We start from the raw sequence: 17804 nt of genomic DNA on the forward strand, positions 1-17804 counted from the left end.
GCGTCGGCGGGCAGGACCTCGACGGTGGTGTCGGCCCGGTCGGCGGCGACGAGGCGGATGCGTCCGGCGGGGATGTGCAGGACGGCGGCGATCGGAGCGGTGGTGTCGAACTTCTGCATCATGCTCTCCTGTGCGTGTCATCGTTTCCGATGACGGAAAAGCTACGTTGCATTCGAGGATCTCGCAACGAACTCGCTGCGCGGAATCACTATCAGTGCAGGTAGACGCCTGGAAATTGTTGCAACGGTCTGCGAGTCAACGCAACGGTGGCTAGGTCGCCGTGTTGCAATGAATTGGGGGTGAATGCTATTCCTCGGGCTGCGGGCAGGCGGTATCAGCGCGCCGTCGCGCTTGTGGCCCGCGCCGGGAAAGGCTCGGGACATCCGCCGCTCATGCCAGGCCAGTTGCGGCACAACCCTCGGGGGCTGTCCCGTAACTGATCAGCGAGTCGACATGGGCGCGCCATCCTGCCGTTCGCACCCCGTGGCCCTGAACTCGACCGGCTTGGCAGCGGATGCGCAGGGCAGACGAGATTCATGACTGTGCCCAAGACCAGTGTCCTCGTCCTCGACTCCACCGAACCGGAACCCCTGGCACGGTTCTACGCGACCCTGCTGGGCGCAACCGTGGAGCCCGCCGGAGCCGACCCCGACCTGCTGCTCATCTCCGGCGATTCCGGTGTCGTGCTGGGGATCCGCCGTGATCTCGGGCAGGCGCCACCGAGCTGGCCCCGCCCCGAGGACTCCCAGCAGGCACACCTGCACATCCTCGTGGCCCCGGACGCCCTCGACGAGGCGGAGCGTGAGGCGGTCTCGCTCGGTGCACGGCCCGTGGCGGCCGTGCGCGAGGGCACTCGGACCGACCGGCGCACGGACCTGCGCCGCTACACCGACCCGGCCGGCCACTCCTTCGTTCTGGCCGTGACGTCCCCCGCCCAGGACGGCCCGCCGCTCCCGGGCCCGCAGAAATCGTGAAGCCGGACGGGGCGCGGCGACGCCGATCGCCCCTGCTCCGGCCCGTACAGCCGGTGACGGTCCGGACCGCGGACACCGGGCAGCGTGGCAGCCGTCGAGGATGCGTGTTGCGATGGAAGAACAGGGAAGCCGACCTGTACGCAACCGTGCGGTGCCACGACGGGAGGAGCGATCATGGCACAGAACAAGCCGCTCAAGGCCCGCGACATCATGACAGCGGGCACGCAGTGCGTCGGTGAGCACGAGTCCATGCATGATGCGGCGAAGATGATGCGGGAGATGCAGGTGGGTGCGCTGCCCATCTGTGGTGACGACAACAGGCTGAAGGGCATGGTCACCGACCGCGACATCGTCATTCAGTGTGTGGCCGCCGGGGAGGACCCGGCCCAGGTCGAGTGTGGTTCCCTCGGCGGTGAGCTGCACTGGATCGACGCGGAGGCGTCGGCGACGGACGCCCTGCATGTCATGGAGGAGCACCAGGTGAAGCGCCTGCCGGTGATCGACGTGCAGAACGGGCACCGTCTCTGCGGGATGATCTCGGAGGCCAACCTCGCCCAGAACCTCACCGACAAGCAGATCGCCGAGTTCGCGACCCGCGTGTACGCGGGCGCCCACTGAGAAACCCGCCTCGCAGGAGGCCGAGCCGATTGAGGCCCGCCCCGGTGGGGCGGGCCTCAATCCGTTCACCGGGGGGCGTGCGAGTGCCAAATCGTTTCGGCAGCAAACATTGTCAGCAAATCCATCCGGAACCGGTGAATCAGCTTTCAGGATGACCCTGCACCGATAATTTTCCGGTTTCCCAGTCCTTCGGCATGCCCTCGTCGGCTATGTTGCTCCGGGCGCGTGGGGAGGCGCGGCTGCGGTAGGTCATGTGCCTGCCCGTGTGAACGGCCCGCAGGTGGGGTCGGCCCGAGCACGGCTCGGTCCCGGAGCGGGACCGAGGGGTCGGATCGCCGCAGTCGCGGCGGGGAGGATCGGGAATGCAGATCACGACGGGGCGGGCGAACCGCCGCCTTCTTTCGGTGGCGGGAATGCTCGCGGTGTCCGCCGCGACCCTGCTCTCCAGCGGTGGTGCGGCAAATGCCGCTCCGACTGCTGAGACCGCATCGGTGGGGATTCAGGACGCGACACTGGGCCAGACCTGTGTCGGGCCTTCCTACAACCGCAAGTTCGCCTTCACCATCACCTCGACGACCGGCGTGCCGGCCGGCAGCACCTGGAAGGTCACGGTCAGCAAGCCCGGCTACCAGGGGCTCCAGGTCGGCTCCGACTCGGGTTACGTGCCGGGCGCGACGGGCACCACACAGGTGGTCAACCTGTCCGCTCCCAGCGGCATCCCTGCCGGGACGACCGTGACACTCACGCCGACCTACTACCTCATCCCCACCAGCGGCTACAACTCACTGACGCTGTCCGGCTACGGCGGCTCCACCAGCGTGGCCATGAACTGGTACAACCGCCCCTGCTGATCCCGCGCACCTGAGCGGAGGCCACGGCACATCGTGTGCCGTGGCCTTCGTGGTCGTCCACCGGCCCGACCTTCGTGGGCGGCGTCCCGCGCCGGTGTCAGACCCGCATGCGAGGATCCGTCGATGATCAACAACCGTCCTTCCGTTGCGCAGTTCACCTCACCCGACGACGTCACACCCCAGCTGAGGCGCGCGCTCACCGACTGCTGGATCGAGGTGACCAACGCCGGAGGTGCGGCCGGCTTCCCGTTCCCTCCGATCGACGCCACACAAGCCGCACCGGCTGTCGACCGAATCGTCGAGGCACTCGCGCCCGACACCAGCCGCCTCCTGACAGCGACAGTCGAGGGCGAGCTGGTCGGCTGGCTCAACGTCAGACGCGACCCCTTCGAGCTGATCGCCCACTGGGGGACGCTCCACAATGTACAGACCCGCCCGGCGGTCCGTGGCCGCGGATTCGGCGTCGTCCTCATGAACGAGGTCCGCAGAGTCTCCCGCGACGAGATGGGGCTGGAACAACTTCATCTCGCCGCACGAGCCGGTGTCGGGCTGGAAGACTTCTATGGACGGCTCGGCTGGAAGGAGATCGGCCGCTGGCCGCGCGCACTGCGGCTGGCCGCGGACGACGACCGCGACGAGGTCCTCATGCTCCTCGACCCGCTCTGAGCAGGACCCCGACCTCTGCGCCAGAGCCTCGCCCGCCCACCGCCGGGTGCCGCGAAGGCCAGGCGGTCAACCGTGGCCGTCCTGGTCGGCGCTGGACAGCGCGTCGGCGATCATGCGGGTGGCGAAGTCGCGGTCGTCGGTGAGGCGGTTGATGTGCTCGGCGAGCAGGAAGACCGTGGCTTCCAGGGGGTTCATCTCGTCCTTGGTCCAGTCTCCGTACTGCCTGCGCCACAGGCTGGGGCTCAGGCCGGTCCCTGCCGCGACGAGCAGGCCCGCCATGGTGGGGATCGCCTCGGGAGGAACGCTCTTGGGCATCATGCGCAACGCGGCCACGAGGTTGGGCACCACGCTCGCGATGACGTCCTTGTCGTGGTCCTCGTAGGCCATCCGCAGCCACCTCATGAACATGAAAATGAGCGTGCACGTGCCGTCCAGCACGGCACGGGCCTCTTCGGGGTCCAGAGATGCGGTGAACTGGTCGATCAACTGCTGCTGTTCGGGGGCGGTCTCGGTCCTGCCGTCGTAGACGGCCTTGAGCCGAGAGTCGATGATCATGAGTGCCGCACCCACATCGCCGGCGGGAGCGTGCTGGGGGTCGCAGGGCGATGACACAGGATTCCTCCTCGTGTGACCGCGGCAGGCGGCGCGGCCTGTCCGTACGGTAGGCCGCCGACAGGACCTCGGTCAGGCGTTTCCCGACGGCCGGCGCGACTTCGGCCTACCGGATCGACGCTTGCTCGGCGATGTTCCGCCGGCGATCAGCGCCCCCGCCTCACCGGCGCGGGCTCCAGCTCGAGGAACTTCTGGAGCGGCTTTTCCGGAGCGCGCAGACGGGGGCCGCTACGCCGGGTCGGTATCCCACGGCCAGGTGGGGTGGCGGCCGGACTCGATGAGGCCGACCATGCGGAACGCGGCGTCCGTGAGGCCGCCGAAGGTGTGGCGGTGGGGGCCCGTGGGGGCGTGGGCAGGCTGGTAGCCCGCGAGGTTCCAGGTGTAGACCGGGATCTCGGCCGGTACCGGTTCCGCCGGTCCGCCGGGGCGGTGGTGGGGGGTCTGCTCGTCGGTGACGATCAGGACTCGGTCGTGCTCCTGGTAGCGGGCGCGCACCGCCTTCGCGGTGTAGGTGCCCCCGAGACTGTGGAACCGTTTCAGCACGTCGAGCACCGGTTCCCCCGCCTGGAACGGCACCACTTTGCTGGACCAGCCGAACTCCACCAGGTCCGCCTGCTCGGCACGCATCGCCAGCGCGACACCGAACACGGCCGCCGCGTCCGCCCGCGTCAGGCTGGACCGCTCGGAGACGGTGTCCCAGAACATGGAGTCGGACCGGTCCACCATGATCAGCGTCCGGCCGGGCAGGGCCGGTACGTTGGCCAGCGAATGGCCCAGTGCCTGCTCCAGCGGTGCCGCCCAGCGAGGCGACGGCGCGTGTCGGTGGGCAGCCAGGTAGCGGAAGGGGAACTGCCGGGACCGGGCCACCTCGACGGCGTCCGAGATCCGTGCGGCGACCTGGGTCGCCACCTCGTCCGAGACCCCTGCCTCGTCGAAGTTCCGCAGGTTCCGCAGGAGCGCCATCGGTGCCATCGAGGGGATCACGGCCTCCCAGACGGCGGCGTCCAACGGCCCCTGGAGCCAGCCCGCCAGAGCCTCCCAGGTCATGCCCGCCGCGGCCAGGCGCTCGGCACCGCCCGGCCCGGTCACCACGGCCCGCCGCTCGTCGACCGGAAGCTCCATCAGTGCCCGATGCGCGGTCAGCAGCCGGTCGGAGGGCGGCGGAACGGCCCGCTCCGGGTGGTGGCGACGGTCCAGGGCGTGCCGGAAGAGCTCACCCTGCCAGGGCTTCTCCGGGTCGGGGGAGGCGTGTACGACGTTGAGCACGTCACCGAAGCGGAATTCCATGGACGCGGTGTCGTACTTCAGCAGCGACCGGGAGGAGTACAGCCGGCGTACGGCGTCGGCGATGCCCCGCTTGACGGGCTGCGGCACGTTCCGCCCGTACGCCGACGTCCAGTGGGCGAGCAGCTTCCCGGGCTCGTCGGCGCGCTGAAGCACCGAGTCGATCACGGACCGGTTGGACGGGCCCTCGGACGACCCGGCCTCGAGCCGGGCCCGGACGTACGCGGCGGCGCCCACCAGTGACGCCGTGCGCATGTTGCCCTCGCTGCGGAGCCAGCGCAGCAGGCCGGCCGTCCATACGGGGTCCTCGACGGCGAGTTTGCCCACGAGGCGGGCGTACCGGCCGTCCCGCTCCTGGCCGCTCTCGTAGAAGGTCTGCTGGGAGACGAAGTTGCCGACGGCCAGCAGGAAGAGCTCGTCCCGGGGCTCCCGTACGAAGGGGCCGTATCCGTGGGTGCCCGGGGTCTGCGCACGGGGGCGGTGGACCACCGGTTGGGGCAGGGAACGGGCGGCCGCCGAGACATGCGGGGCCACGAGCATCTCCGACCAGACCTTGGAGACGCGCTGGGTGTAGCGAGGCAGTGAATCCCCCCGGATCCAAAGGAACGGACAGCCCCGGCCAACAGGTTCGACGGGGACGGGGCGAAGACGGCCGCGCCTCCCGAGATCAAGGGGGCCGCGGCGTCACTTGGTTGTCAGAAGAAGTAGCCGCAGCCGGGCGCATCGGGGGCGCGGTCGCGCTGCCACTCTATGCGCGCCCCCGAACCCCGCACCACTGATTTATGTCCGCCTCATTTTCGTCCGCCCTGGTCCCGGACCGCATGCCTGTCGATGCACCGAGTCCCGGGGCCGGGCGCAGGCCCCTTGTCGGTGTGTCAGGCCCAGGCCGTCGTGAGCCCGTCCAGCCATGCGGGCGGCAGCTCGGCGGCGTCCCACTCCTCCCGCAGCTCCGACGGCGTCGTGGCGAGTCGTTCCAGCACGGCGACGCTGGTGGGGGAGTGGAGGAGGGAGTAGCGGCCGTGGATCGCGATGGTGCTGCCGGGGCCGTACTCCACGTACAGCCGTTCCAGGCGTGCGCGGTGGGCCGAGGCGAATTCCGTCAGCCGCCCCGCGTACCCGGCCCGTTCCCTGGCGTTCATCGTGCCCAGGACGGCGATGAGCACCTGCTCGGAGACCTCGGGATCGAGGTCGGAGAGGGCGGTGAACGAGAGGTAGAGAGGCAGCACGGCCACCTTCGCCCGCTCCACCTCCATTCTCCCGACAGGGGGGCGGGCGTCCGGGGAGAGGGCGGACGGATCGGGGCCGACGACGTTCCGCAGAGTACGTTCGGCGATCTCGCCGAGTTCGTCGGTGACGGCCCGCGCGCCGTCGAGCCAGCCGGACTCGTAGAGCTCGCCCTTGTCCCTCGGGCCGTTCCCTGAGATCTCGCCCACCTCCCTGAGCGCGACGGCGAGGGCACCGGCCTCGACGAGCCCGATCAGCTCCTCCGCGTCACCGGAGAAGATCCCCGCCCTGCCGAGGAGCTGGACAAGCGTGATCTTCGCGTTGAGGACGCTGACCGCGTCCAGCTCCTGCCGGCCTGCATCGGCGGCGTTCATGGGTCCTCCTCGTCACCTGGTCGCCGAGGTGAGCCTACGTTCCCAAGATTGACTCCCGAGACTTCGCGACGAACACCTCTCGACGCGCACCTGCTCGAACCCGTCCTCGATCAGCGCCGGATCGCGAGGGAACGGGCCGGGAACGCGATCCGGGGACGTGATCCGGGACGTCGTACAGGCGCCGGGCGCTCGCCGCCTTCGCCGGATCCCAGGCCTACCTCCCGCCCCGAGCGCCTGGCCATCGCGTTCTCCACGACCGAGGGCAGCGATACCCCGGACGGCCATACCGCCCACGTGCTCGCCCAGCGAATCGCCGCTGTCGTCGTCCCGGGCCACCCGATTCCCAACTTGGGCTGAGCCACGTCCGGTGGGTGATGCTGCTCCCCTTCTCCGCGACTCCTCCGTTCGCGCGCGGCGTCGATCCGGGTGAAGCTCGTGGGGCTGGGCGGTCGGGCCGACACGTCGCCTCCTCGACCGCCCGCGCTGCGACCGTGCCCTACAACCGGAGGACAGCTCGTGCCGGCATCGAGGAACTTCGCCTGACGTGAGGTAGGTGTCCTGCGGGAGGAACGAGTGAACGCGGAACACGAGCACCGAGGAGGTGCGGCCCCCGACGGACCGGCACAGGGTGTCCGCCCGTCGGCGCCCGACGACATGGGCCCGTGGGACGAGGCGGTCCTGGACGCGGTGTTCACCAAGTCCGACGTGGGCCTGCATGTCCTGGACACGGACCTGCGCGTCGTCCGGGTGAACACGGTCGCCGTCGCGATCCACGGTCTCCTGGCGGATCGGCTCCTCGGCCTGCCGGTGGCCGAGGCGTACGCCCCTGCCGGGGTGAGCGTCGACGAGGACGTGCTGCGGGAGGTCCTCGCCACGGGGCGTCCGGCGATCGACCGCCTCGTCACGGGCCGCCCACCCGACGATCCCCGAAAGGAGTACGTCTTCTCCACCTCGGCCCACCGCCTCCAGGACAGCGCGGGCCGCGTACTCGGCGTGGTCGTCACCAGCACGGACGTCACGGAACGCGAACGCGCGCACGCCCGGCTCCAGCTTCTGCAGGACGCCCATGAGCGCATCGGCTCCAGCCTCGACGTCGAGCGCACCGCCCGGGAGCTCGTCGACGTGACGGTGCCGCGGTTCGCCGATTCGGTCGTGGTCGCTCTCACCGACGCCGTACTGAAGGGGAAGGATCCGGCCCTCCAACCCCGCGACACCGCTCCGCTGCTGCGCTGTGCGGCCACCGGCAGCAGCGACGCCGGTCCGCCGGCCCCGCAGGTCGGAGCCATCCTGCTCCCGGGCATCTTCGGCGGCGAACTGCCCACGGCTGCCTCTCTGCTCCCGCCGGAACGGGAAGGCGGGACTGTCGGCACGAGACTTGTCGCGCCGCTGACGGTACGAGGGCAGATCTTCGGCGCTGTCGCCTTCCAACGGGCGGACGATGCCGAGCCGTACGGCAAGGACGACCTCGATCTCGCCGACGGCATCGCGGCCCGCACGGGGACCTGTCTGGAGAACGCCCTGCGGTTCACCCGCGAGCACATCGTCATGACGGCGCTGCAGAGCTGGCCGCTGCGCCAGGAAGCGGCCACCGAGAGGGCCGTCGAGGTCGCCCAGCGGCACCGGCCCGGCGGTAGCGGCGCCGGCTCCTGGTTCGACGTCATCCCGCTCCCGGGGGCACGGGTGGCCCTCGTCGTCGGCCAGGTCGAGCACCCGGGCCTCAGCGCCGTCGCCACCATGAGTCGCCTGCGCACCGCCGTCCACAGCCTGACCACGCTCGATCTCGATCCGCACGAACTCCTTGCCCGCCTTCACGCCACCACCGTCCGCCTCGCCGCCGAACACCAGACCGCGCCCGACGGGGACAGCCCGACGGCGAGCTGCACGATCGCCGTCCACGACCCGGTCGGCGGACGACTCGACATCGCGCGCGCCGGCAATCTGTTGTTCGCCGTCGTCCACCCCGACGGATCGGCTGTCACGAAACCGGTCGACGACGCACCGCTGCTCGGCGCGGAAGGCCCACCCTTCGCCTGCTCCACCCACCTTCTGCCCGAGGGCAGCACGCTCTGCATGGCATCCGCCCCGGCATCCGGCGACGCCAGTCCGCGCACGGGCGACCTCATGAACGCCCTCGCGCACCCGCAGCGCGACCCGGAGGCGATGGCGGACGACGTCGAACGGCTCCTGGACCCCCACCACGTGCTGCTGCTGGCCCGCACACGCCATCTGCCGCCGAGCGAACTGGCCGAATGGAACATCCCCTTCGAATTCTCGGCCGTCGGCACGGCACGGACGCACGTGGAGGAATGTCTTCGCCAGTGGAACAGCCCTGTCGATCCGTTCACGGCGACGCTCGTCGTCAGCGAACTCGCCACCAACGCCGTCCGCTACGGCGCCGCACCGATCACCGTGCGGCTGATCACCGACTCCGCCGGGCTGATCTGCGAGGTCAGCGACGCCGGCCACGCGGCACCCCACCTCCGCCACGCCAAAGCCGTCGACGAGGGCGGTCGTGGACTCCTCATCTGCTCCGCCCTCGCGGAGAACTGGGGTGTGCGCTACACCGACGAGGTCAAGACCGTCTGGGCGGAACTGCGCGGGGACGGGGTCTTCCCTCGATAACGGGGCAGGCGGACCCCGATCGTGGCCTCCGCCTTGCATGCCGCCCATGCCTCATGGCTGCCAACGGACTCTCGCTGGACGAGGAACCCCGGGGCACCCGGTTCCCCTCAGTCGTCGAGCAGCCGCCACGAGGTGAGGGCGAGCCTGGCTCGGGTCAGGCCGGTGGGTTCGGTGAGGTCGAGGGCCAGGGTCCTGCCGATCTGGTCGATCCGGCGGGCGACGCTGCTGTGGTGCAGGTGGAGGAGGTCGGCGGCCCGGCGTAGGGAGCCGGTGGCGCAGTACACGTCCAGAGTCTCCAGATCCTCCGGGGTGTCGGCGATTCGCGCGACGGCGGCCACGTCGGCGTTGCCGCGGGCGGTGTCCCGGGGGACGTCGGCCAGAAGCGCGAGCGCGCCCAGGTCGGCGTAGCGGACGACGGGTTCGCGCGGGGTCGTGAACCGGAGGGCGGTGCGGGCTTGCTGCCAGGACCGGTCGGGCCTTTCGGCAGCGCCGATGCCCGCCCGTACGCCTGCCGGAAACCGGTCCAGGGCCATGGTGGTGGCCAGGATGACGCCCACATCGGCGAGCAGTGCCGCCTTCACCGGGCGGGCCGGGCAGATCAGACCGCCGATCTGGTCGAGCGGCAGCTGCGAGCGTACGGCGGCGACCTGGACCGGCAGGTCGGCGGCGAACCCGAGCAGCCGTAGCGCGCGAGCTCGGGCCGCCTCGTCGCTCTCGCCGCTGATCGCCAGCTCGACGAGGGCGGGGTCGGCCATGGTGGTACGGGCCGGGCCGTACCGCTCGACGGCCGCCGCGGCGGCGATGGCGAGCCGGTCGAGGAGGACTTCGTCGAGCGTATGCGCGGGGCCGGGCCGTTCCAGCCACACCGTGCCGATCTCCTCCTCGTCGAGGGTGATCACCACCGTGGTGGACGCGGGTGCCGGCGGGGTGGTCGCCTCCGTGCCGTCTGGCGCGACACGGATCGCCCGCCCCGTGCCGTGCAGCCGGATCCCGGCCACGCACTCGGCCAGGCCCGCCGAGGACCGGGCGAGCGCCGGTAGGTCCACCCGGCGGCGCATCAGCGTGTCGTAGAACATGACGACCCGGATCGCGCCGTCGACGTAGGGATCAAGTCCTGACAACCGTACGGCCAGTGCCTGCATGGCAAGCAGGATAGAAGGTCGGGGCGCGCCGGTCGGTGCGTGATCGGGGCCGGATGCGCGACGGATGGCGGGTGACCCTCCGGCGGACGACCGTGAGGATGGCCGTCATGGATCCCGAACTCGAAGCATTCATCCCGTTCCTTCCGCCCCTCGACATGGACGACCCGGTCGCCGCGCGCAAGATCTTCGCCGAGCGTGCCGCATCGGCGCCGGCACCGGACACCTCGAACATGGAGGTCGAGGACCGTACGGTGCCCGCCGACCCGGACGTGGCGGTGCGGATCTACCGCCCGCACCAGGCACAGGGCGCCATCGTCTGGCTGCACGGCGGGGGAGGCGTCTTCGGTGACCTGGACACCGAGCACCCGTGGGCCACCCGGATCGCCGACCTCTCCGGCGCGGTCGTGATCTCGGTCGACTACCGCCTGGCTCCCGAGCACCGGTTCCCGGCCGCCCTGGACGACGCCTACGCCGTACTGACCTGGACGGCCGAGCACGCGGCCGAACTCGGCGTCGACCCGGAGCGGATCGCGGTCGGCGGTCACAGCGCCGGTGCGGCGATCGCGGCCGCGGTGTCGCTGCGGGCACGTGACCAGCAGGGGCCGCCCATCCGCTTCCAGCTGCTCAACGAGCCCGGGCTCGACGACCGGCCCCAGACGTGGTCGCGGCAGAACTTCACCGATGTGCCCTGGATGGACAGCGGCAAGATCGCCACGGCGTGGCGGCACTACCTGGGTTCTCGGCCCGCCACGCCGTACGCCGCCGCGGCCCGCGCAGCCGACCTGTCCGGTCTGCCGCCGGCCTACATCGCCACCGCGGAGTTCTGCCCGAACCGCGACGAGGACATCGAGTACGCGCTCCGCCTGCTGCAGGCCGGTGTGTCGGTCGAGCTGCACCAGTGGCCCGGCACGTTCCACGGGTCGCAGGCGATCCTGTCCGCCGAGGTGTCGCAGCGGCAGATCGCCGGCATCACCGCGGCCCTCCGCCGCGCTCTCGCCCCGTGAAGTCCCCGTCGCACTCACTGATCACGAAAGGACGGACGCCTTGAAGATCCGACTGGTGTTATGCGCGAGCGTGGCCGCGCTGAGCGTGACCGCGGGCACGGTGGCGGCACATCCCGCGCCCACCGGGACACGTCCCGTGCCGGCCGACAGCACGAGCACGTCCCCCGACTTCGATCCCGCGGAGCTGAAGTCCGCCCTCGACGGTGTCCACCGCGCGGGGATCCCGGGGGTGTACGCCGAGGTGCGCGATGCCGGCCGGACATGGCGCGGCGCTTCCGGGGTCGCCGACGTCAGCACCGGCCGTCCCGTCAGGCCCGACATGCGGCAGCGCGTCGGCAGCATCACCAAGACCTTCACCGCCGCAGCGGTCATGCAGCAGGTCGAGCAGGGGCGGATCCGGCTCGACGCTCCGATCGGTGACTACCTGCCGCAGCTGGTGCCCGGAGAGCGCGGCAGGAAGATCACGGTTCGCATGCTGCTCAACCACACCAGCGGCATCCCCGACCACATCCGCTACGCGTTCCCCTCCCTGCAGAACATGTCGCCCGCGAGCCTGGACGCCAACCGGTTCAGGCAGTTCCACCCGGAGGAGCTGATCGAGATGGGGCTCGCGGCGCCTCCCGCCGGTGAGCCCGGAGCCACTCCGGGGGTGTATTCCAACACCGGCTACGAGATCCTCGGCCGGCTCCTGGAGAAGGTGACCGGTACGAGTGCCGAGGAGTACATCACCCGGAACGTCATCGAGCGCGCCGGACTCCGGCACACCGGGTTCCCGGCCGGGCCGCGTATCCAGGGACCGCACTCGCGGATGTACGAGGCGCTGTGGGGCCTGATCGACCCGCCCCGCGACTACAGCGTCTACAACATGTCCTGGGTGATGATGGGGGCCGGTCTGGTGTCGACGACGGAGGACCTGAACCGCTTCTACGCAAAGCTGCTCGACGGCAAGATCGTCAACCGCTCGTCGCTGGCGCAGATGCAGCGCACGATCCCGGTCATCGCCCTGGACGGATCGACGATCGAATACGGCCTCGGTCTGCACAAGGTCGGCATCGAGGGCTGCGGCACCTTCTGGGGGCACGACGGCACGGCGTGGGGGGCCGGAACGATGTCCCTGACCCGGGCCGACGGCGAACGCCAGATGTCCGTCGCGATCAACCTCATGAGGTGGAGCAGGCCGGACTCCTCGGGGAAGGCGCGGCACCACCCCATCGAGGAAGCGCTGCGGACCTTGTACGGGCAGGCGCTGTGCGATGACGGAAACGCCCAGGTCCCGTCGGGTACCTAGGAGGGCGGGCGGGGGTCGAAGAGCGGGCAGAGACTGGACGTATGGGCGAGGAGCACGCCATCGCGCTGGAGCAGCTGACCAAGCGCTACGGATCCGTCGTCGGCGTCGAGGCGCTGTCCCTGACCGTCGGGGCCGGGGAGGTCTTCGGCTTCCTCGGGCCCAACGGGGCGGGGAAGACCACGACGTTGCGGTGCCTCGTCGGGCTGCTCACACCCACGGCGGGCCGCATCCGGGTGCTGGGTCTCGACCCGGTCGCCGCGCACCCGCGGCTCGCGCCCATGCTCGGCTATCTCCCCGGTGAGCTGCGGTTCTATCCCGAACTCACCGGCGCCGAGACCCTTGACCTGCTCACCGCCCTTCAGCGGTCGCCGTCGCCCCGACGAGCCGAGTTGTGCGAGCGGCTCGCGCTGTCCGACGGGGACTTGCGGCGCCCTGTCCAGGGCTACTCCCGCGGGATGAAGCAGAAGCTGGGGCTGGTCCAGGCACTCCAGCACGACCCACGACTCGCGGTGCTCGACGAACCGACCGAGGGCCTCGACCCGCTGGTCCAGGAGACCTTCTACGAACTGATGGCGGAATCCGCCGGAGCGGGGCGTACGGTGCTGCTCTCCAGCCATGTCCTGCCGGAGGTGCAGCGTGCCTGCGGTCGCGTCGCCATCGTCCGCGAGGGGCGGCTGGTCACCGTCGAGCGGGTCGCCGCGCTGCGTGAGGCAAGGGCGCGAAGGATCCGCGTCACGCTGGGGGGCAGCCGGGTCGGTCCCCGGACGCTCGGCAACGCGGACCGCTGGAATCCCCGTTGGGAGGGTGACCGGGCCGAGCTCCTCGTCCCGCCGAGCGACGTCGTGACCACGCTGCGGGAGCTGTTGGTCCTCCCCGTCGTCGACATCACGGTGGAGGAGGCCGGGCTCGACGAGGCGTTCCTCGACCTCTACCGGGACGGCGACGCCGAGGAGTCTCCGTGAGGTCCCGGTGGCCACTCCTCTGGCTCGCCCTGCACCGCAGACGGCGCATGCTCATCGCCCTCGTGATCGGCATGGTGGTCTTCGAGACGCTCATCGTGGTCGTCACGAGCGCGATCCCACCCGGGCAGTTCTTCTCCGGCGGCGGCACCAGACCCCCTTCCGCCTACCGGGCGTTCAGCGGCTCCAGTGGCGACGTGTCGATCGCCAGCTACCCCGGGCTGCTCGGGGCAGGGCTGACCCACCCCTTCTGGATCGCGCTCCAACTCACCGTGATCGGCTCTCTCGCGGCCGCCGCCGTCGCAGCGGACGTGGAATCCGGCACGGTCGAGCTGGTCATGGTCCGCCCCGTCACCCGCGCCCGGCTCCTCGCCGAACGTACCGCCGCGCTCCTCATCGCGTCCGGCGTGCTGACCACCGCCGCCACACTCACCGTCGCGGCCGGAGTGGCGCTCTCCCCGGGCATCACGGACGTCGGCCTCGGCGGCGTCTTCGCGGCGGGGCTGATGGGGTACGGCTTCGCCCTCTGCCTGATCGGACCCGCGCTCGCGGTGTCCGCCGCAGGACGGCGACGGTCCCAGGTCCTCGGGGCGGTCATCGCGATCGGCGCGGTGGGCTTCGCCGTCAACTTCATCGCCCTCGCCTGGGAGCCCGCCGCGCCCCTGCGGTACATCAGCCCGTTCCACTACTACACACCAGGCGACGCCCTGGCCCAGGGCGCCGTCCTCTGGTCCCGTCTCGCGGTCCTCGTGGGTGTGGGCGCGGCCGGCCTCCTCCTGGCCCACCTGCTGCTCCGCCGCCGCGACCTGGCCCCGTGACCCGGGGAAGCACGGAGACGTGACGCCATGGGCCGGTCGGCGGCGTCCCGGGAGAGCCGCTCCCGGTTGCGCCTCCGCGGGTTCGCGAAACCCTGGAAGAGACCGCAGTCGACAAGGATCCGGGCGTGGTCTGGACCCAGCAGGCACCGAGGGAAGGCCGCTGCCATGAAGGCACTCGTGTTCCAGGGACCGGGCCGGACCGCGTGGACGGACGTGCCGGATCCCGCCATCGAGGACGCCGCCGAGGCGATCGTTCGCGTCGACGCCGTCACCATCTGCGGCACGGACCTACACATCGTCAAGGGCGACGTACCCGAGGTTGCGTCCGGCCGCGTCCTCGGCCACGAGGCGGTCGGCACCGTGGTCGAGATCGGCGGCGACGTTCGCACGGTGCGGCCGGGTGACCGCGTGCTGATCTCCTGCATCTCCGCCTGCGGCCGCTGCCGCTTCTGCCGTGAGAGCCGCTACGGGCAGTGCCGGGGCGGGGGAGGCTGGGTCCTCGGGCACACCATCGACGGCACACAGGCGGAGTACGTCAGGGTGCCGTTCGCCGACCTGTCCGTGTACGCACTCCCGAACTCGGTCGACAGCTTCGACGCGGTCCTGCTCGCCGACATCTTCCCCACCGCGTACGAGGTGGGTGTCCTCAACGGCGGCGTACGGCCGGCCGACTCGGTCGTCGTGGTCGGCGCGGGCCCCATCGGCCTCGCCGCAATCGCCACGGCCCGCCTCTACAGCCCCGCACGGATCATCGCCGTCGACCTGGCCGACGCGCGACTGGCCGCCGCCCGATCCCTGGGCGCGGACGCGACCGTACGCGCGGACGAGGGCCCGGAAGAGCTGGTGGCCGACCTCACCGACGGCTTGGGCGCCGACGCCGTCATCGAAGCCGTCGGTGTCCCGGATGCCTTCGAGATGTGCACACGGATGGTCCGCCCGGGCGGCCGGGTCGCCAACATCGGCGTGCACGGCAAGCCTGCGGTTCTCCATCTCGAGGATCTCTGGATCAAGGACGTCACGATCACGACCGGACTTGTGGACACCTCGTCCACGCCCATGCTGCTGCGCATGATGGCCGCGGGGCGGCTGCCGTCGGCGGAGCTGGTCACCCACCGGTTCGAGCTGGGGCAGATGGAGGAGGCGTACGAGGTCTTCGGCAGCGCGGCCGAGACCGGCGCCATCAAGGTCGTGCTGGGCGGACCGCAGCACACGGTCGTGGCCCTCCCTGACGCGTCGGTGGCCTGATCAACGTCCGAGGCGCGGGCCCCCGGACGCCGCGGGGTTCGTCCTCGACACCGGAGTCTTCTCTATATGGCGCCACCGTGCGGGGCGTACAGGTCCAGCAGTCGGACGCGGGCGGAGAAGAGACGGTGGGCGAGCATCTGTCCGACGAAGTGCCCCAGGGCGAAGCCGAAGCTCGGATCGGCGTCCATCATCATGCGTACGGTCGGTGCCTCGAACTCGTCCGCTCGTACTCGCGTCATGGCTTCGGCACCGAAATGCCAGCGGTACGGCTCGAACAGCCACGACCAGCCGAGCAGTTCGCCGGCGCTGACGCTGTCGACCACGGCCGGCCGCTTGCCGGGGACGCGGACGTCCAGGGTGACCGTCCCCGTACGGACGATCCAGAACAGTTCGGCGTACCCGCCTTCCTCGAACAGCCGGGTTCCTTCAGGGAAGTCCACCGGGCGGGCACACTGCAACAGGCGGTCACGGTGGTCGGCGGACAGGGCCGCCGTGAGGCGTGGATTGGCGGGAGTGCTCATCGGAAGGCCTCCTCATCGGTGTCCCCTTCCAGTCTCACCGATGGGGGCCGCCACTGCTCGTGGTCGCGCCAGGCGCCGCCCGCCCGGATCGTGTGGTCGGCGGCGCTGTGGCAGCGGACGTGGCGAGGCCGGCGGCCCCGAGGGGACCGCCGGCCCGTGTGCCCGCGAGGTGGTGTGGCCAGTATCCGCGGAGGCCGCCGCCTCCGCGGATACTGGAGGTGTCGGCGTCAGAAGACGCTCACGCCGTACGCGCTGAGGGCCTCCGTCACCGGCTGGAAGAACGTCGTGCCACCGCTGGAGCAGTTGCCGCTGCCGCCGGAGGTGAGGCCGAGCGCGGTGGTGCCGGAGAAGAGCGCGCCGCCGCTGTCACCCGGTTCGGCGCAGACGTTGGTCTGGATCAGACCGTAGACGATGTCGCCACCGCCGTAGTTGACGGTCGCGTTGAGACCGGTGACCGTTCCGCCGCGCAGACCGGTGGTGCTGCCGCTGCGCTGCACCGACTGGCCCACGGAGGCGTTGCCGGCGCCGGTGATGTCGCGGTAGCTGCCGTTGTAGAGATAGACCCGGCCGTCCGCCGCCGAGGCGTTGGAGTGGCGGATGATGCCGTAGTCGTTGGTCGGGAAGCTGGAACCGGCCCGGGTTCCGAGCACCGTGGTGTTCGCCGAGTTGGTGTACCAGGTGCTGCCGATGTTGGTGCAGTGGCCGGCCGTGAGGGCGTAGTAGGTCGAGCCGCTGCGGACGTTGAAGCCGAGCGAGCAGCGACCGCCGCCCGCGTAGATGGCCTGGCCGCCCGCGATGAGCTTGTTGAACGTGCCGGGCGTCCGCTTGATCTCCAGGGCGTCGGCCCGGTCGCCGGCCGCCTTCTTGATCTTGGCGATCTCGGCCGCGGAGACGGTGGAGTCGGCGGTGAGGACGATCTTCCCGGTTGCCTCGTCGGTGTACCACGCGGTGCCGGGCACGTCGGCTCCGCGTACGGCCTCGCCGGCGGCCGCGAGCTGGGCGGCGGTGGCCCGGCCGTCCTGGGCCGGTGCCGCGGACGAGGTGGGGGCGGCAAGCGCCGAGGCGGCCAGCAGCGCGGAGGCCACGGCGATCAGCCGTGCGCCCTTGGCGGCGCCGCCGAGGGGGGACAGACGCTTGAGGTTCACTACATCCTCCGGTGGGGGAGTGGGGGGCTCGCTGGGTGGGCGGGCCCTTGAGGCGGAGTCGTCGGGCCGGGACGGAGGGTTCTCCGCCATGGACCTGTCAATCTCGACGAGAGGAATCCTCGAATCCGGGTGGTCCCCGCGACAAGAACGCCTTTCGGCCGATCTACGCGCGTTCATGTGGTCCGAAGCGCGGAGGGTCCCGATCCGTTCGCCGTGGCGTGCGCGAGGGGGTGGAGTGGTGCAAACGCTTACGGAGCTTTGCTGACGTTCTTTCAGGGGCCCTTGGGTGGTGCTGAGATGATGCCGCGAGGGTGAGTCGAGCAAGCGGAAGGTGATGTACCGTTTCGGCAGTTCAGCCCCCGCGGCGGCCTCGTTCCCGGCCCTCGCGCACCGCCGTCACAGGCGCCCCGGTGGGTCGAGCCCCTGGCCGTTCGCCGGAGGAATAGCGGGCGCACAG

At 70.7% G+C, this 17804-nt stretch carries 16 protein-coding genes; 10 read left to right on the forward strand and 6 right to left on the reverse strand.

Annotation, left to right across the window (positions count from 1 at the left end):
* The first annotated feature begins 536 nt into the window (after positions 1 to 536).
* The 4 genes from ABZ939_RS36470 to ABZ939_RS36485 all read left to right on the forward strand — a co-directional run bounded on the left by ABZ939_RS36470 (position 537) and on the right by ABZ939_RS36485 (position 3109).
* Entirely contained in the window at positions 537 to 974 is a 438-nt protein-coding gene (locus ABZ939_RS36470) for a VOC family protein (RefSeq protein ID WP_361864846.1), read from the forward strand.
* 174 nt (positions 975 to 1148) lie between these two features.
* Positions 1149 to 1592, forward strand: coding sequence for a CBS domain-containing protein (locus tag ABZ939_RS36475; RefSeq protein ID WP_361864848.1), 444 nt, complete (start codon positions 1149 to 1151; stop codon positions 1590 to 1592).
* A 362-nt stretch (positions 1593 to 1954) separates the two neighbouring features.
* The gene (locus ABZ939_RS36480; RefSeq protein WP_361864850.1) at positions 1955 to 2443 is read left to right on the forward strand and encodes a hypothetical protein; all 489 of its coding nucleotides are present in this window, start codon (positions 1955 to 1957) and stop codon (positions 2441 to 2443) included.
* A gap of 123 nt (positions 2444 to 2566) precedes the next feature.
* Positions 2567 to 3109 carry a GNAT family N-acetyltransferase gene (locus ABZ939_RS36485; RefSeq protein WP_361864852.1) on the forward strand — a complete coding sequence of 181 codons (543 nt, stop codon included), beginning with the start codon at positions 2567 to 2569 and terminating at the stop codon, positions 3107 to 3109.
* Positions 3110 to 3175: 66 nt separating this feature from the next.
* On the opposite strand, the gene ABZ939_RS36490 is transcribed toward ABZ939_RS36485, so the two are convergent.
* The 3 genes from ABZ939_RS36490 to ABZ939_RS36500 form a co-directional block, all read right to left on the reverse strand.
* Positions 3176 to 3721 carry a hypothetical protein gene (locus tag ABZ939_RS36490; protein ID WP_361864854.1) on the reverse strand — a complete coding sequence of 182 codons (546 nt, stop codon included), beginning with the start codon at positions 3719 to 3721 and terminating at the stop codon, positions 3176 to 3178.
* A 228-nt stretch (positions 3722 to 3949) separates the two neighbouring features.
* Positions 3950 to 5545 carry a TROVE domain-containing protein gene (locus tag ABZ939_RS36495; RefSeq protein ID WP_361864856.1) on the reverse strand — a complete coding sequence of 532 codons (1596 nt, stop codon included), beginning with the start codon at positions 5543 to 5545 and terminating at the stop codon, positions 3950 to 3952.
* A gap of 335 nt (positions 5546 to 5880) precedes the next feature.
* On the reverse strand, positions 5881 to 6603 hold the full coding sequence (locus tag ABZ939_RS36500) for a hypothetical protein (protein WP_361864858.1): 723 nt from the start codon (positions 6601 to 6603) through the stop codon (positions 5881 to 5883).
* A gap of 573 nt (positions 6604 to 7176) precedes the next feature.
* Between ABZ939_RS36500 and ABZ939_RS36505 the strand changes: the two genes are divergently transcribed.
* The gene (locus tag ABZ939_RS36505; protein WP_361864859.1) at positions 7177 to 9225 is read left to right on the forward strand and encodes a SpoIIE family protein phosphatase; all 2049 of its coding nucleotides are present in this window, start codon (positions 7177 to 7179) and stop codon (positions 9223 to 9225) included.
* 107 nt (positions 9226 to 9332) lie between these two features.
* Here the strand turns inward: ABZ939_RS36505 and ABZ939_RS36510 are convergent, their stop codons facing one another.
* The gene (locus tag ABZ939_RS36510) at positions 9333 to 10367 is read right to left on the reverse strand and encodes a helix-turn-helix domain-containing protein (protein ID WP_361864861.1); all 1035 of its coding nucleotides are present in this window, start codon (positions 10365 to 10367) and stop codon (positions 9333 to 9335) included.
* A 107-nt stretch (positions 10368 to 10474) separates the two neighbouring features.
* Here ABZ939_RS36510 and ABZ939_RS36515 point away from each other — a divergent pair, with 107 nt between their 5' ends.
* The 5 genes from ABZ939_RS36515 to ABZ939_RS36535 all read left to right on the forward strand — a co-directional run bounded on the left by ABZ939_RS36515 (position 10475) and on the right by ABZ939_RS36535 (position 15681).
* Entirely contained in the window at positions 10475 to 11371 is an 897-nt protein-coding gene (locus tag ABZ939_RS36515) for an alpha/beta hydrolase (protein ID WP_361864863.1), read from the forward strand.
* A 136-nt stretch (positions 11372 to 11507) separates the two neighbouring features.
* On the forward strand, positions 11508 to 12659 hold the full coding sequence (locus ABZ939_RS36520; protein ID WP_361864897.1) for a serine hydrolase domain-containing protein: 1152 nt from the start codon (positions 11508 to 11510) through the stop codon (positions 12657 to 12659).
* 41 nt (positions 12660 to 12700) lie between these two features.
* On the forward strand, positions 12701 to 13621 hold the full coding sequence (locus ABZ939_RS36525; protein ID WP_361864865.1) for an ATP-binding cassette domain-containing protein: 921 nt from the start codon (positions 12701 to 12703) through the stop codon (positions 13619 to 13621).
* Positions 13618 to 14436, forward strand: a complete 819-nt coding sequence (locus tag ABZ939_RS36530) for an ABC transporter permease subunit (protein WP_361864867.1) — start codon at positions 13618 to 13620, stop codon at positions 14434 to 14436. The genes ABZ939_RS36525 and ABZ939_RS36530 overlap by 4 nt, the downstream gene beginning before the upstream one ends.
* Positions 14437 to 14601: 165 nt before the next feature.
* On the forward strand, positions 14602 to 15681 hold the full coding sequence (locus ABZ939_RS36535) for an alcohol dehydrogenase catalytic domain-containing protein (protein ID WP_361864869.1): 1080 nt from the start codon (positions 14602 to 14604) through the stop codon (positions 15679 to 15681).
* Between the two features lie 62 nt (positions 15682 to 15743).
* Here the strand turns inward: ABZ939_RS36535 and ABZ939_RS36540 are convergent, their stop codons facing one another.
* Together ABZ939_RS36540 and ABZ939_RS36545 are read right to left on the reverse strand one after the other, a co-directional pair.
* The gene (locus ABZ939_RS36540) at positions 15744 to 16202 is read right to left on the reverse strand and encodes a cyclic nucleotide-binding domain-containing protein (RefSeq protein ID WP_361864871.1); all 459 of its coding nucleotides are present in this window, start codon (positions 16200 to 16202) and stop codon (positions 15744 to 15746) included.
* Between the two features lie 227 nt (positions 16203 to 16429).
* Positions 16430 to 17347 carry a S1 family peptidase gene (locus ABZ939_RS36545; RefSeq protein ID WP_361864872.1) on the reverse strand — a complete coding sequence of 306 codons (918 nt, stop codon included), beginning with the start codon at positions 17345 to 17347 and terminating at the stop codon, positions 16430 to 16432.
* Between the last annotated feature and the right edge of the window lie 457 nt (positions 17348 to 17804).

This window comes from Streptomyces sp. NPDC046712, from assembly GCF_040645695.1.
GTDB lineage: Bacteria > Actinomycetota > Actinomycetes > Streptomycetales > Streptomycetaceae > Streptomyces.